Annotated in this window: 12 protein-coding genes and 1 pseudogene; 5 read left to right on the forward strand and 8 right to left on the reverse strand. The window is 62.1% G+C overall.

Features of this window, described 5'->3' with window-relative positions; genetic code table 11:
• Nucleotides 1-71 precede the first annotated feature (71 nt).
• The 4 genes from LOY26_RS00940 to tcyJ form a co-directional block, all read right to left on the reverse strand.
• Nucleotides 72-1,313 (reverse strand): SfnB family sulfur acquisition oxidoreductase, encoded by a 1,242-nt coding sequence (locus LOY26_RS00940; protein ID WP_095064957.1) that lies wholly within the window; start codon nt 1,311-1,313, stop codon nt 72-74.
• A gap of 272 nt (nt 1,314-1,585) precedes the next feature.
• Nucleotides 1,586-2,344: an L-cystine ABC transporter ATP-binding protein TcyN gene (tcyN, locus tag LOY26_RS00945; RefSeq protein WP_186660463.1), complete on the reverse strand. Its 759-nt coding sequence runs from the start codon at nt 2,342-2,344 to the stop codon at nt 1,586-1,588.
• 2 nt (nt 2,345-2,346) lie between these two features.
• A complete protein-coding gene (gene tcyL / locus LOY26_RS00950) occupies nt 2,347-3,015 on the reverse strand; it encodes a cystine ABC transporter permease (RefSeq protein WP_033703258.1) in 669 nt (222 codons plus the stop codon).
• Complete coding sequence (tcyJ, locus tag LOY26_RS00955) at nt 3,012-3,806, reverse strand: cystine ABC transporter substrate-binding protein (protein ID WP_095064963.1); 795 nt, start codon at nt 3,804-3,806, stop codon at nt 3,012-3,014. Before tcyJ ends, tcyL begins: the two co-directional genes overlap by 4 nt.
• 271 nt (nt 3,807-4,077) lie before the next feature.
• Here tcyJ and epsC point away from each other — a divergent pair, with 271 nt between their 5' ends.
• Both epsC and betT read left to right on the forward strand, forming a co-directional pair.
• On the forward strand, nt 4,078-5,010 hold the full coding sequence (gene epsC, locus LOY26_RS00960) for a serine O-acetyltransferase EpsC (RefSeq protein WP_186660461.1): 933 nt from the start codon (nt 4,078-4,080) through the stop codon (nt 5,008-5,010).
• Between the two features lie 250 nt (nt 5,011-5,260).
• Nucleotides 5,261-7,222 (forward strand): choline transporter BetT, encoded by a 1,962-nt coding sequence (gene betT, locus LOY26_RS00965; protein ID WP_167334472.1) that lies wholly within the window; start codon nt 5,261-5,263, stop codon nt 7,220-7,222.
• A 121-nt stretch (nt 7,223-7,343) separates the two neighbouring features.
• On the opposite strand, the gene tauD is transcribed toward betT, so the two are convergent.
• The 4 genes and pseudogenes from tauD to tauA all read right to left on the reverse strand — a co-directional run bounded on the left by tauD (nt 7,344) and on the right by tauA (nt 10,831).
• Nucleotides 7,344-8,177, reverse strand: a complete 834-nt coding sequence (tauD, locus tag LOY26_RS00970; RefSeq protein WP_186665175.1) for a taurine dioxygenase — start codon at nt 8,175-8,177, stop codon at nt 7,344-7,346.
• Between the two features lie 43 nt (nt 8,178-8,220).
• Nucleotides 8,221-9,061 (reverse strand): annotated as a pseudogene (gene tauC / locus LOY26_RS00975) (taurine ABC transporter permease TauC).
• Nucleotides 9,058-9,846: a taurine ABC transporter ATP-binding subunit gene (tauB, locus tag LOY26_RS00980; RefSeq protein ID WP_258714297.1), complete on the reverse strand. Its 789-nt coding sequence runs from the start codon at nt 9,844-9,846 to the stop codon at nt 9,058-9,060. The pseudogene tauC and the gene tauB overlap by 4 nt, the downstream one beginning before the upstream one ends.
• A 13-nt stretch (nt 9,847-9,859) precedes the next feature.
• Nucleotides 9,860-10,831 carry a taurine ABC transporter substrate-binding protein gene (gene tauA / locus LOY26_RS00985; RefSeq protein ID WP_033703247.1) on the reverse strand — a complete coding sequence of 324 codons (972 nt, stop codon included), beginning with the start codon at nt 10,829-10,831 and terminating at the stop codon, nt 9,860-9,862.
• Nucleotides 10,832-11,345: 514 nt separating this feature from the next.
• Here tauA and LOY26_RS00990 point away from each other — a divergent pair.
• The 3 genes from LOY26_RS00990 (at nt 11,346) to ssuE (ending at nt 14,292) form a co-directional block, all read left to right on the forward strand.
• Nucleotides 11,346-12,674, forward strand: coding sequence for an OprD family porin (locus tag LOY26_RS00990; RefSeq protein ID WP_033703246.1), 1,329 nt, complete (start codon nt 11,346-11,348; stop codon nt 12,672-12,674).
• Nucleotides 12,675-12,839: 165 nt separating this feature from the next.
• Nucleotides 12,840-13,478, forward strand: a complete 639-nt coding sequence (locus LOY26_RS00995) for a peroxiredoxin (protein WP_033703245.1) — start codon at nt 12,840-12,842, stop codon at nt 13,476-13,478.
• Between the two features lie 220 nt (nt 13,479-13,698).
• Nucleotides 13,699-14,292 (forward strand): NADPH-dependent FMN reductase, encoded by a 594-nt coding sequence (ssuE, locus tag LOY26_RS01000; protein WP_186660457.1) that lies wholly within the window; start codon nt 13,699-13,701, stop codon nt 14,290-14,292.
• Nucleotides 14,293-14,357: the final 65 nt, after the last annotated feature.

Raw genomic sequence — 14,357 nt, forward strand, 5'->3', positions numbered from 1 at the left:
GATCGGGGGCTGTCTGTAGGAGCGGCCTTGCGTCGCGAAAGGGCTGCACAGCAGCCCCCAGGGCCAAAAAATCAGATCCAGGAATGCCGAGCAGGCAGGGTGCCGTTGAGGTGGTAGGCCCCCACCGCGTGGTACTTCCAGCGCACCGGGTCATGCAGGGTGTGCACCCGGGCATTGCGCCAGTGGCGGTCGAGGTTGAACTCGGCAAGGGTGGCGCGGCTGCCGGCCAGCTCGAACAGCTTCTCGCTGGCCTGCAGGCTGATTTCGGTGGTCAACACCTTGGCCTCGGCCACGGCGATCGAAGCGCGGGCCGCAGCGGTTGCGTCCACTGGCGCTGCATTGACCTCATCGAGTACCCGCGCCGCCTTGCGCAGCAGCGCCTCGGCAGCGTGCAGCTCAAGCTTGAGGCGGCCGATATCGGCAATCACATACGGGTCGTCGCTGGCGCGCTCGACCTTGGCCTCGATCCACGGCCGCGACTTCTCCCGCACAAAGCGGATGGCCTCTTCGATGGCTGCTTCGGCGATGCCGGCGTCGATGGCGGCCTGGATCAACTGCGAGGCTGCCCCCTGGATATTGGGGATGTCACGCTGGCGCCAGTTGTCGATCACCAGTTCCGCGTCCACCGGCACCTGGTCAAGCAGCACGGTGCCGCTGGCAGTGGTGCGTTGGCCGAAACCGGACCAGTCATCGACGATGCGCAGGCCCGGGCTGCCACGGCGGACGAAGGCCAGGCGCTGGCGGCCCTCGTCATCCAGCGCCTTGACCGCCACCCAGTGGGCGAACAGGGCACCAGTGGAGTAGAACTTTTCGCCACTGATGCGATAGCCGTCGCCCGTGAGGGTGATCTTCGCCTTCAGGGTCAGGGTGTCTTTAGTGCCGCGCTCGGGGCCGGCGTTGCCGATGCGCCAGCCGTCCAGCACGCTGCGGAAGATCACCGCCTGCTGTGCCTCGGTGGCCGTCAGGCGCAGCAACTGCAGCATGCCGAACTGATTCTGCGGGATCTGGCCCAGGGCCGGGTCGGCGGCACTGATCAGGCGGAATACTTCGGCGACGGTTTCGAACGAGACATCAGGGCCGCCGTGGGCCTTGGGTACGCTGATGCTGCCCAAGCCGCTGCGGGTGAACTGCTCGATCTCTGCCCATGGCAGCTTGCGTTGCTGGTCGCGGCGCGCGGCCTGCTCACGGGCCACATCGGCCAGCTCGCGAGCAGCTTGCAGGGCTTCGGCGTCGTTGCGCAGCACCTTGGCTGGCAGCAGCAGGGGCGAGCTGTCGAGGTCGCTGTGGAAAAGGGTATTTGGCTGGCTGGACATCAGTACCGCTCCTTGGCTGCACTCAATGCCCTGGCGATACGCACTGGGGTGATTGTGATTGTGATCCTGACCATTCCTAACCTCACAAAAGTAGTTGTGTCGCTTCAGCTGATGGCGACAGACGTTTGCTGGTCCGGTGGTCCGGTGTATATACCCTAATGGCTTATTAAGAGATTATGAACTAACCTTTTGGAATATATATAGAAGTCGAGATGTGCAGCGGGTGTGCCGGCCCCTATCGCGGGCAAACCCGCGAAGAGGCCGGTGCAGGCTTACTCGGAAGCCGCAGTACCGAGAAACTTGCGCAAGAACTGCCGAGTACGTTCTTCCTTGGGCGCGGCAAACAACGCCTTGGCCTCGCCCTGCTCGACGATCACCCCCTTGTCGAAGAAGATCACCCGGTTCGCCACATCCCGCGCAAAGCTCATCTCGTGGGTGACGATGATCATGGTGCGCTTCTCTTCGGCGAGGCCGCGGATGGTGGCGAGCACTTCACCGACCAGCTCGGGGTCGAGCGCCGAGGTGGGTTCGTCGAACAGGATCACCTCAGGCTCCATGGCCAGGGCACGGGCAATGGCTACCCGCTGCTGCTGGCCACCGGACAGGCGCCGGGGGTAGGCGTCTTCCTTGCCCGCCAGGCCGACCTTGGCCAACAGCTTGCGCCCCAGTGCCACGGCTTGGTCGCGGGGCGTTTTCTTGACGATCACCGGCCCCTCGATCACGTTCTCCAGGGCAGTGCGGTGCGGGAACAGGTTGAAGTTCTGGAACACGAACCCGGCCTGCTGGCGCAACCGGCGGATCGCACTTTGCTGACCGCCCAGCGGGCGATTGGCATCGATGCTGATGGCGCCGATCTGGATCTGCCCCGCGTCGGGGGTTTCCAGCAGGTTCAGGCAGCGCAGGAAGGTGGTCTTGCCAGAGCCGCTGGGGCCGATGATGGCGACCACTTCGCCCGGCTGCACGGTAAGGTCGATGCCGTTGAGCACGGTCTGGCCCTTGAACTGCTTGGACAGGCCCTTGACTACGATCATGCTCAGTGCTCCTGGTCATGTTGGTTGACCCGCGCTTCCATGCGGTTCTGGAAGTGCGCGAGGATACTGCAGAGTATCCAGTAGATAACGGCCACAGCCAGGTACATGGTGAAGACTTCGAAGGTGCGCGCAGTAATCAGCTGGGCCTGGCGGAACAGCTCGGGCACCTGAATGGTCGCCGCCAGGGCGGTGTCCTTGACCAGCGAGATGAAGCTGTTGCCCAGCGGCGGCAAGGCTGTGCGCAAAGCCTGCGGCAAGATTGCCCGGCGCATGGCCTGGGTGCGGGTCATGCCAATGCTGGCGGCGGCCTCCCACTGGCCACGGTCGATCGAGGAAATCGCCGCCCGCAGGATTTCGCAGATATAGGCGGCCATGTTCAGCGACAGGCCGATCAGCGAGGCCGGGATCGGGTCGAGTTCGATACCGATCTGCGGCATGCCGAAGTAGATCACGAACAGCTGCACCAGCAGCGGCGTGCCCCGGAAGAACGACACGTAGATGCGTGCCAGCCAGTCCAGCGGCAGGATCTTCGACAGCCGCATCAGGGCCAGGGCAAAGCCCAGCACCAGGCCGAAGAACATGCCGCCGACACTGAGCAGCACCGTATAACCCGCGCCCTTCAGCAGGAAGGGCGTGGAATCGACAACGAGTTGCAGGCTTTCAGCGATCATTTGGTGACATCGGCACCGAAGTATTTTTCCGACAGCTTGGCCAACGTGCCGTCGGCTTTGAGCTTGTCGATGGCCTTGTTGATGGCCGCCAGCAGTTCAGGCTCGCCCTTGCGCAGGGCCACGCCGCTTTCCAGACGCGAGAAGGCGTCACCGGCCAGTTCCGTGTCCTTGGCTTTTTGCGCGTATTCCAACGCGGCCAGGCGGTCGATCAGGATGGCGTCGATGCGGCCGTTGCGCAGGTCGGCGAACTTGCTCGGGTCATCCTCGTAGGTGCGCACGTCCGCTTTCGGCACGTCCTGCTTCACCCATTGTTCGTAGTTGGTGCCCAGGCCCACGCCGACCTTCTTGCCTGCCAGGTCCTGCGCGGTCTTGATGTTCAGCTGTTCGGCCTTCTTCTTCAGGATCAGCGCCTGAATGCCAGAGACGGTGTAGGGCTCGGAGAAGTCGTACTTCTTCTTGCGCTCTTCGGAAATGGTCACCTGGTTGATCACCACATCCAGCCGCTTGGACTCCAGTGCCGCGAGGATGCCATCCCATTTGGTCGGTTGAACCTTGGCCTTGACCCCCAGCTCCTTGGCCAGCAGCTCGGAAAGCTCGACTTCGAAGCCGCTCAGCTTGCCGTTTTCGTCCTGGAAGCTGAAGGGCGGGTAGGTGCCCTCCAGACCGACGTTGATCACGCCCTTTTCCTGGATGGTTTTCAATTGCTCGCCGGCGAACGCCTGGCTGAGCAGGCCGGCACCCAGCAGGATGGCCAGGCTGGCGTTGAGTAGCGGTTTGGCGAATTTCGACATGTCAGGCCCCGCGCTTGTTGTGGAAGTGGTGGGTGGCGACTATAGAGTTGGCCGCTTAGGCCAGGAAATAATAAAAAATTATCTTATTATTCCTTTTTTGTTTTTCTGTCGAGGTAGGTCAGCTTTGAGGTTAGGCCAGGATGCTGGCGCCGTCATCGCGGCTTATGCCCTACTTAGCGCAGGATGGAATAAAGCGTTGTTTTTTCCAAGGGATGGATTTGCCGTAGAGTGGATTGCATAACGACAGATTGGCCCCAGGCAGGAGAACACCGTGAGCGAACAACCAACATCCGCCCATTGGCAGCTGCACAGCATCGTCAGTGGTTTGCGCAGCGCCCGCGAGCAGTGGCGCAGCCGCAATGGCCGCAGCATTGGCGAGCAGGGTGGGCGCGAACTGCCTTCTCGCGAGGCCATGCGGCAAGTCCTCGAACAGTTGTGCGGGGCGCTGTTCCCCATGCGGCTGGGGCCGGTCGACCTGCGTGAAGAGAGCGAGGATTTCTACGTAGGCCACACCCTGGACGCCGCCTTGACCGCGTTACTGGCCCAGGCCCGCCTGGAGCTGCGCTACGCCGCCCGGCACAGCCAGGGCGACCTGGCAGCCGTCGATGCCCAGGCCCTGCGCCTGATCCAGGCCTTTGCCGCGGCGTTGCCCAACTTGCGCGTGCTGCTCGACACCGACGTGCTGGCCGCCTACCACGGCGACCCGGCGGCGCGCAGTGTTGACGAAGTGCTGCTGTGCTACCCCGGCATTCTGGCGATCATCCATCACCGTTTGGCGCACCATCTGTACCAGGCGGGCCTGCCGCTGCTGGCCCGTATCAGTTCGGAGCTGGCGCATTCGGCAACCGGTATCGACATCCACCCCGGGGCGCAGATCGGGCCGAGCTTCTTCATCGACCATGGCACCGGGGTGGTGATTGGCGAGACGGCCATCATCGGCGAGCGTGTGCGTATCTACCAGGCCGTGACCCTGGGCGCCAAGCGCTTCCCCAGCGATGAGTCGGGAACGCTGCACAAAGGCCTGCCGCGCCACCCCATCGTCGAGGACGATGTGGTGATCTATGCGGGGGCGACGATCCTGGGGCGCATTACCATCGGCAAGGGCTCGACCATTGGCGGTAACGTGTGGCTGACCCGCAGCGTGCCGGCCGAGAGCAACATTACCCAGGCGAACCTGCAGCTCGATTGCCAGGACAAGAACTGACCTAAGCTATTTGCAGCCTGGCCCCGCGAAAGGGCCGGGCCTGCCATGTGCCGATCAGCACCGCGGTTCGCATCAAATCCCGATCCATGTTTAACTTGAACGCTTGTTCAATGATAAACGCTGGTCCGCTGCCGGTGTTCAACAGGAGGATTCCTTTGCTGAACCCGTTCATTCCGAACCTTTCGTCACTCGACGAGGTGCATGCCCGATGAGTGCACCGAACCCATCCCTTGCCAATGGCAAGATCCGCATGAACCCCCCGGTGTTCTATTTCGCGGCAAGCTTCATCCTTCTCTTCGGCTTGGTGGTCATCATCAACCCTCAAGCTGCCGGCGACTGGTTGCTGGCGGCGCAGAACTGGGCGGCCAACACGGTCGGCTGGTACTACATGCTGGCGATGACGCTGTACCTGGTCTTCGTGGTGGTCACCGCCTTGTCCGGCTACGGCAAGATCAAACTCGGTGCCGACCACGACGAACCCGAGTTCAGCTACCTGTCCTGGGCCGGCATGCTGTTTGCCGCCGGCATCAGCATCACGCTGTTCTTCTTCTGCGTGTCCGAACCCCTGACCCACATGCTGCAGCCGCCCCAGGGCGAAGCGGGCACGGCAGAGGCCGGGCGCCAGGCGATGCAGATCCTGTTCCTGCACTGGGGCCTGCACGGCTGGGGTGTGTTTGCCTTCGTCGGCATGGCACTGGCCTACTTCGCCTACCGGCATAACCTGCCACTGGCCCTGCGCTCGGCGCTGTACCCGCTGATCGGCAAACGTATCAACGGGCCGATCGGCTACGCGGTGGACGGCTTCGGCATCATTGCCACGGTGTTTGGCCTGGGCGCCGACATGGGCTTTGGCGTGTTGCACCTGAACGCCGGCCTCGACTACCTGTTCGGTATCAGCCACAGCCAGTGGGTGCAGGTGGCCCTGATCACCTTGATGATGGGGGCGGCGGTGGCCGTGGCGGTCGCCGGGGTGGAGAAGGGCGTGCGGGTGATGAGCGACATCAACCTGTTCCTGGCCTGCGCCCTGCTGCTGTTCGTGCTGTTCGCCGGCCCCACCCAGCACCTGTTCAATACGCTGATCCAAAACCTGGGTGATTACCTCGGCGCCTTGCCACGCAAGAGCTTCGACGTCTATGCCTACGGTGAAAACCGCGACTGGCTGGGCGGCTGGACGGTGTTCTACTGGGCCTGGTGGATTGCCTGGGCGCCCTTCGTGGGCTTGTTCATTGCGCGCATCTCGCGTGGCCGTACCATCCGCGAATTCGTCTTCGGCGTGTTGCTGATCCCCCTGGGCTTCACCCTGGCGTGGATGTCGATCTTCGGCAACAGCGCCCTGGACCAGGTCATCAACCACGGCATGACCGCGCTTGGCCAGTCTGCCCTGGATAACCCGTCGATGAGCCTGTACCTGCTGCTGGAAACGTATCCCTGGAGCAAGGCGGTGATCGCGACGACGGTGTTCATCAGTTTCGTGTTCTTCGTCACTTCGGCCGACTCGGGCACCGTGGTGTTGTCGACCTTGTCGGCCAAGGGCGGTGACCCGGATGAAGACGGGCCTAACTGGTTGCGGATCTTCTGGGGTGCGATGACCGCGCTGATCACCAGCGCGCTGCTGTTTGCCGGCAGCATCGATTCGCTGAAGTCGGCGGTGGTGCTGACCTCGCTGCCGTTCTCGCTGATCTTGCTGTGCATGATGTGGGGGCTGCACAAGGCGTTCTACCTGGAGTCCCAGCGGCAGATCGCGCAGATGCATTCGCTGGCCCCGTTCGCCCAGTCACGCCGCGGGCGTGGTGGCTGGCGCCAGCGCCTGAGCCAGGCGGTGCACTTTCCGTCGCGTGATGAGGTGTACCGCTTCATGGACGACGTGGTGCGCCCGGCGATTGCCGATGTGCGTGAAGTGTTCGAGCAGAAGGGCCTGGTGCTGATTACCCAGGACGACCCCAGCCATGACAACGTCAGCCTGAAGATCGGCCATGGTGAAGAGCAACCGTTCATCTACCAGGTGCAGATGCGTGGCTATTTCACGCCGTCGTTTGCATTGGGTGGGCTGGGTACGCAGGAGTTGAAAAACCGCCGCTATTACCGGGCGGAGGTGCACCTGAGCGAAGGCAGCCAGAACTACGACCTGGTGGGCTACAGCAAGGAGCAGATCATCAACGACATCCTCGACCAGTACGAGCGGCACATGCAGTACCTGCACCTGGTCCGCTAGACCCTAACGCCCGCTCCCACAGATTCCGCACAATGCCTGAGAGCAGCGGGGTACTTGTGGGAGCGGCGGTGCGGCGATCCGACTTGCCCCGCGAAGAGGCCGGTGCAGGCCCCATCAATTTTCAGAACGGCGCATCCCCCAGGATCGTCGCCCGGTGCATCACCCGCCGCTCAGGCCGGTAATCATCCACCGCAAAATGCTGGGTCACGCGGTTGTCCCAGAACGCCACATCATTTTCCTGCCAGCGCCAGCGAATGCTGAACTCCGGCCGTGTCGCATGGGCGAACAGCAGCTTGAGCAACGCTTCGCTTTCATACTCGTTCAACGCGTTGATGCGCGTGGTGAACCCCTCGTTGACGAACAGCGCCTTGCGCCCGCTCACCGGGTGGGTGCGTATCACCGGGTGCGACAGCGGCGGGTTGTTGCGCCGTGTCGCCTCCCAGCGCGCCAGGTGTTCGGGCGTTGTGCCAAACCGTTCGAGCGGGAATGACTTGGTGAAGTCGTGGGTAGCGGTGAGCCCGTCGAGCATCGCGCGCAACGGCGCCGACAAGGCTTCCAGCGCGGCAATACCACTGGCCCACAGGGTGTCGCCGCCATACGCCGGCAGCTGCTTGGCGCTGAGTACCGCGCCCAGGGCCGGGGTCGGCAGAAAGGTCACGTCGGTGTGCCATACCGCATTGTCGCGCACGTCGGTGACCGCCGTGTCGAGTACCAGCACCTGCGGGGTTTCGGGCACGTTGGGGTAGATCGGGTGGATGTGCAGGTCACCAAAGCGGGCAGCGAAGCTGGCCTGCTGCTCCGGGTTGAGCGGTTGCTCGCGGAAAAACAGCACCTGATGCTTGAGCAACGCCTGTTCGATGGCATCGCGCTGCTCGGCGGTGATAGCGCGGCTGATGTCCACGCCGCTGATCTGCGCGCCGAGCGCCGGGCTGAGAGGGGTGATGGTCAGGCTCATGTCGGTCTCGATCTGTTCTGTGGGCGCCGAAATGCCGGCGTGGTCAGTGGCTTTGCCCGTGCCAGGGCACCAGTTTTGCGTTGCAGGGCGCGCAAGCTCATCTCCAGGGCAAAGGCGATCAGGGCGATCAGCAGGATGCCCAGCACCACCACGTCGGTGACCAGGAACTGCGCCGCCGACTGCACCATGAAGCCCAGGCCGCTGGTGGCGGCGATCAGTTCTGCGGCCACCAGGGTCGACCAGCCCACGCCCAGGCCGATACGGATGCCGGTGAGGATGTCGGGCAATGCGCTGGGCAGGATCACGTGACGGATCAACTGCGCCTTGCTGGCGCCCAGCGACTGCGCAGCGCGCAGCTTGGTCGGGTCGACAGTGCGCACGCCGGTAGCGGTGGCGATGGCAATCGGGGCGAAGATCGCCAGGTAGATCAGCAGCACTTTCGACAGCTCGCCAATGCCGCACCAGATGACGATGAGCGGCAGATAGGCCAGCGGCGGGATAGGGCGGTAGAACTCGATCAGCGGGTCGAGAATGCCCCGCGCCACGCGGTTGTAACCGATGGCGATACCGACCGGAATGGCGGTCAGGGTCGCGGCCACCAGGGCCAGGCCGATGCGGCCCAGGCTGGCGCCCAGGTGCTGCCACAGGCTGGCATCCATGTAGCCTTGGGTCAGCAGGGTCCAGGCCCTGGCCAGGATGTCGCCGGGCGAGGGCAGGAACAGCGGCTCGATCCAGCCAGCTGCCGTCACCAGCCACCATACCAGCAGCAGGCTGGCCAGGGTCAGGGTGCTGATCCAGCGGGTGGAAAGCGGGCGGCGTGTCTTTTCGGCAGGCCGGGTGTGGCTATCGTGCTTGCCGTTGACCGGCAGGTCCAGGCTGCTCATGCGCGCTCCTGCAGGCTTTGGCGTTGGGAGAAGACCCGCGCCAGCACATGCTCGCGGGTTTCGATGAAGCGTGGGTCGGACTTGATCGCCCGGGCCGACTCGCCAGCGGCATAGCGCTGGCCGAAGTCCAGTTGCAGGCGCTCGACCACACGGCCGGGGTTGGGGGCCAGCAACACCAGCTCGCTGGCGAGGAATACGGCTTCTTCGATGTCGTGAGTAATCAGGAACACCGGCTTGGCGGTGCGCTGCCAGACCTGCAGCAGCAGCTCTTGCATCTGCTCGCGGGTGAACGCGTCGAGTGCGCCGAACGGTTCGTCCATCAGCAGTACCCGTGGGTCGGCCGCCAGCGCGCGGGCAAGGCCCACACGCTGCTTCTGGCCACCGGACAATTGCCAGATGCGCCGCTCGGCGAACCCTTCCAGGTCGACCAGGGCCAGCATCTCGCGGGCCTTGGCTTCACGTTGCGCGCGCGGCACGCCGGCCAGCTCAAGGCCGAAGGCGACGTTGCCCAGCACGTTCTGCCAGGGCAGCAAGGCGTCGTCCTGGAACACCACGCCGCGTTCGGCGCCTGGGCCTTTGACCGGCACGCCGTCCAGGCTGATGCGCCCGCTGCTGGGGGCCACGAAGCCGGCGATCAGGTTGAGCAGCGAAGTCTTGCCGCTGCCGGACGGCCCCAAGGCCACCAGCAGTTGGCGTGGCCCCAGGCTCAGGTTGATGTCGGCCAGCACCGGGGTGCTGGCGCCGGGGTACTGTGCGCTGATGCGCTCCAGTTCAAGCAAGGCCATGGCTGGCTCCGGGTCAATTAGGCAGGAACTTGGCGCTGACGTACGGCGAGTAGTCCGGCAGCACGGCGTCGACCTTGCCTTGCTGCTTGAGGAAGTTAGCCGTGTCGGTCAGTGCTTTGGTGGTTGGCGCACCCAGGGCGTTGGCCTGGTCTGCGGCCAAGGGGTAGACGTTGCCTTCCAGCAGTACCGGGATATCGCTGGCCTTGGCGCCGGACAGCTTGACCAGCTTGGCCACGTTGTCTTTGTCGGCCAGCCAGGCTTGCGGGTCTTTGCGGTAGTCGGCGTAGGCGTCGAGGGTGACCTTGGCGAAGGCCTTGACCACGTCGGGGTGCTTGTCGGCGAAGTCCTTGCGCACGATCCAGGCGTCGAAGGTAGGTGCGCCTTTTGCGGCCAGTTCACCCGAGGTGATCAGCACTTTGCCGTTTTCCTTGGCCACGCCCAGGGCCGGGTCCCAGACGTAGGTGGCGTCGATGTCACCGCGCTTCCAGGCCGCAATGATGGCCGGTGGTGCGAGGTTGAGGATCTGCACCTTGGTGGGGTCGATGTTCCACGCCTTGAGCGCCGCCAACAGGCTGTAGTGGCCGGTGGAGACGAAGGGCACGGCGACTTTCTTGCCGATCAGGTCTTGTGGCGTCTTGATGGTGTCGCGCGCCACCAGCGCTTCGCCAGCACCAATCTGGGTGGCGATCAGGAAGGTTTCGACCGGCAGCTTGCGGGTGGCGGCGGCGGCCAGGGGGCTGGAGCCGAGGTAGCCAATTTGCACGTCACCGCTGGCCACGGCGGTGATCACATCGGCGCCGTTGTCGAATTTGCGCCAGTCGATGCTGGCCTTGCTGGCTTTTTCGTAGTCGCCATCAACCTGGGCCACTTTGGCCGGGTCGACTGTGGTCTGGTAAGCCACGGTCAGGTCAGCAGCCTGGGCCAACCAGCTGGTGCTGGCGAGAGTCAGGGCGGCGAACAGGCGCAGCGGAGCGTGCGGGATCATGGTGAACCTCTCGTCAGGCAATCGATGTGATGGATGGCGAGAAGACTAAATGATCTAAAAAATAGAAAATAAATAACTTTTTAGAATTAGCTTAGGAGCCAATTGCTGTAAGGCAGGAGCGGCAAGAGCAGGGAATCGCCGGTGACCTGTCTCAATGGCGAAAACCGAGAGGACTGCTAGGCTCTTTGCCCCTTAGACCCGGCTGGAATTAGGTTATGAGCAAACGTTTGCAAATAACTGAAAGTTATGATTGATACGCCTGGCTACAACAAATGGTAGTAAAGGTTCCTAATATATTCCGGAATAATCTTACAAATTCATAAAACGGTCATTTTGGATTTATAGGATTGTCATTATCCTGTAGCGCAGGTGGCCTTAGACCAAAGTCGCGAAACGTTTAGAAACGATTGACTTTATGGTCACGCTTTGGGACTAAATCGCCAATCCACGGTGAGCAGGGCAGCAGATCCCGCCGCCAGAGATACACAAGAATTAGAACGTAGAGGAGCAAAACATGTACAAGTCCAGCCTGGCTCTGGCCGTGGCACTGGGGGTTCTCGCCCAACAAGCAGGCGCTGCCGGTTTCGTTGAAGACAGCAAACTGTCGCTCAGCTCGCGCACCATGTACTTCAACAACGACAACCGTGACGGCGGTGCTGACAACCGCGAGTCTGGTCAGGGCTTCAAGCTTGACTACCTGTCCGGTTTCACCGAAGGCACCGTTGGTTTCGGCGTCGATGTCCAGGCCCTGTGGGGGATTCACCTGGATGGCGGCCGCGGCAAGCACCCTGACAACAGCAGCTTCTTCCCCAGCGATACCGACGGCTCTGCTGTGAGCCAGTGGGCGCGCGTGGGCGGTAACGCCAAGGCTCGCTTCTCCAAGACCGAGGTTCACTACGGTAGCGCCCTGGCGCCGAACCTGCCGATCCTGGTTGCCAACGATGGTCGTCTGCTGCCGCAGACCTTCGAGGGTGGCACCATCCAGTCGAAGGAAATCGACAACCTGACCGTCAATGCCGGTCAGCTGACCCACGCCATGGGCCGTGCTTCGAGCAACCGTACCGGCCTGTCCGTGGCGGGCGCTACCCAGGACAGCAACAAGTTCCGCTACGGCGGCCTGGACTACAAGCTCACTCCAGACCTGACCCTGCAGTACTACTACTCGAACCTGGAAGACTTCTACAAGCAGCACTTCCTGGGCGCGACCCACGTGTTCAAGATCGCTGACGACCAGTCGTTCAAGACCGACCTGCGCTACTTCGACAGCAGCAGCGACGGCAAGAACGGTGAAGCCGGCTACCGCTTCAGCAACAACGGCGGTTATGCCAAGAACGCTGGCGAGGTCGACAACAAGACCTGGACCGCCATGTTCACCTACACCCTGGGTGGCCATGCATTGATGCTGGGCCACCAGCGCGTCAATGACGACGGTGGCTTCGTCTGGCTGAACCAAGGCAACGTGGTTGACGGCAATGGCCGCAACGAAGGCGCCGGTGGTTCGAGCTTCTACCTGTTCACCGACAGCATGATCAACCAGTTCGCCAAGGCCGGTGAAAACACCACCTTCGGTCAGTACTCGTATGATTTCGCGCGTCTGGGCGTGCCAGGCCTGAAAGCCTCGGTCTCCTACCTGAAAGGTGAAGACGGCAAGAACGCCAACGGCAACGGTACCTTCAGTGAATGGGAACGTGACGCCCGCGTCGACTACGTCATCCAGGAAGGCACCTTCAAGGGCCTGGGCGCCAGCCTGCGTCACGGTGTCTACCGTGGTACTGGCACCAGCTCCCTGGCTGACCAGGATCAGACCCGTCTGATCTTCAACTACACTTACAACTTCCTGTAAGCCGTAGCTGAACAAGGAGCCTCGCCTAGTGCGAGGCTTTTTTGTGTCTGCGATTTCGTATGCTATTAGGTTATGAATAAATCAGTATTTATTCTTTTTGTTTTTAACCGAATGCAGGCACATTGAACTTCACCAGGCCAGAACACAGCACAGGAGCCGCACCCCATGAGCCTCAAACTCGGCGATATCGCCCCCGATTTCGAACAGGATTCCAGTGAAGGCAAGATCCGTTTTCATGAGTGGCTCGGCAACAGTTGGGGTGTGCTGTTCTCTCACCCGGCCGACTTCACCCCGGTGTGCACCACCGAACTGGGCCTGACCGCCAAGCTCAAGGACGACTTCGCCAAGCGTGGGGTCAAGGCCATCGCGCTGTCGGTGGACCCGGTCGACTCGCACCACAAGTGGATCGATGACATCAACGAGACCCAGAACACCGTGGTCAACTTCCCGATCATCGCCGACGCCGACCGCAAGGTTTCCGACCTGTACGATTTGATTCACCCGAATGCGAACGACACCCTGACCGTGCGCTCGCTGTTCGTCATCGACCCGAACAAGAAGGTGCGCCTGACCATTACCTACCCGGCCAGTACCGGGCGCAACTTCAACGAAATCTTGCGGGTGATCGATTCGCTGCAGCTGACCGACAACTACAAGGTCGCCACGCCAGGTAACTGGCAGGACGGTGACGAAGTGGTGATCGTGCCTTCGCTCAAAGATGAGGAAGAGATCAAGCAGCGCTTCCCCAAAGGGTATCGAGCGGTAAAGCCCTACCTGCGCCTGACGCCGCAGCCTAATCGTTAAAGGATCCTCGTTGTATTGCTCTTAGCCATGCAGGGTTTTTCGGGCCGTTTCGACGGCCCTTTTTTTTGCCTGGGATTTGCGCAGCTTGGGGCCGCAGAGCAGCCTCAAAACCGCAAACCCTATAAATAACAATAAGGAATAAACAAATGAAAAAATATGATTTCTAGATATATAAGCAGACTGTTAATGTCACTCCAACAGAACACAAGGAAGCGCTGCAATGCTGGTCGTCTCAATCGGTGGTAGCCCTGGTACCCGTTCACGCTCTGGCGTGCTGCTCGAGCGCTCGCGCCAGTGGCTGCAGGACCGCGGCGTTGAAGTGGTGACGTTCCAGGTCCGTGACTTCCCCGCCGAAGACCTGCTGCATGCACGCTTCGACAGCCCGCAGGTGCAGCACTTTCAGCAACTGGTGGCTCAAGCCGATGGCCTGATCGTCGCCACCCCGGTGTACAAGGCCTCGTTTGCCGGTGCGCTGAAGACGTTGCTCGACCTGCTGCCCGAACGCGCCTTGGAGCACAAGATCGTGTTGCCAATTGCCACCGGCGGCAGCATCGCCCACATGCTGGCGGTGGATTACGCGTTGAAACCGGTGCTTTCGGCACTCAAGGCGCAAGAGACCCTACAAGGGATCTTCGCCGACGACAGCCAGGTCGCCTACGCAGAAGGCAGCAAGCCAGCCCAGCTGGCGAGCGCCCTGCAAGAACGTCTGCATGACTCGCTGGAAACGTTCCACGTTGCCCTGGCTCGTCGGCCGCGGCCGGTAGCGCCCGGTGTATTGAATGAACGGCTGATCAGCGCCCGCTGGAGCATCTGACCCGCCTTACTGCTGTACCACCTTACTCGCCCGTCAACGAGGCCAGCAGGTGCAACCCGAACCCT

Source organism: Pseudomonas sp. B21-047 (assembly GCF_024748775.1).
Lineage (GTDB): Bacteria > Pseudomonadota > Gammaproteobacteria > Pseudomonadales > Pseudomonadaceae > Aquipseudomonas > Aquipseudomonas capeferrum.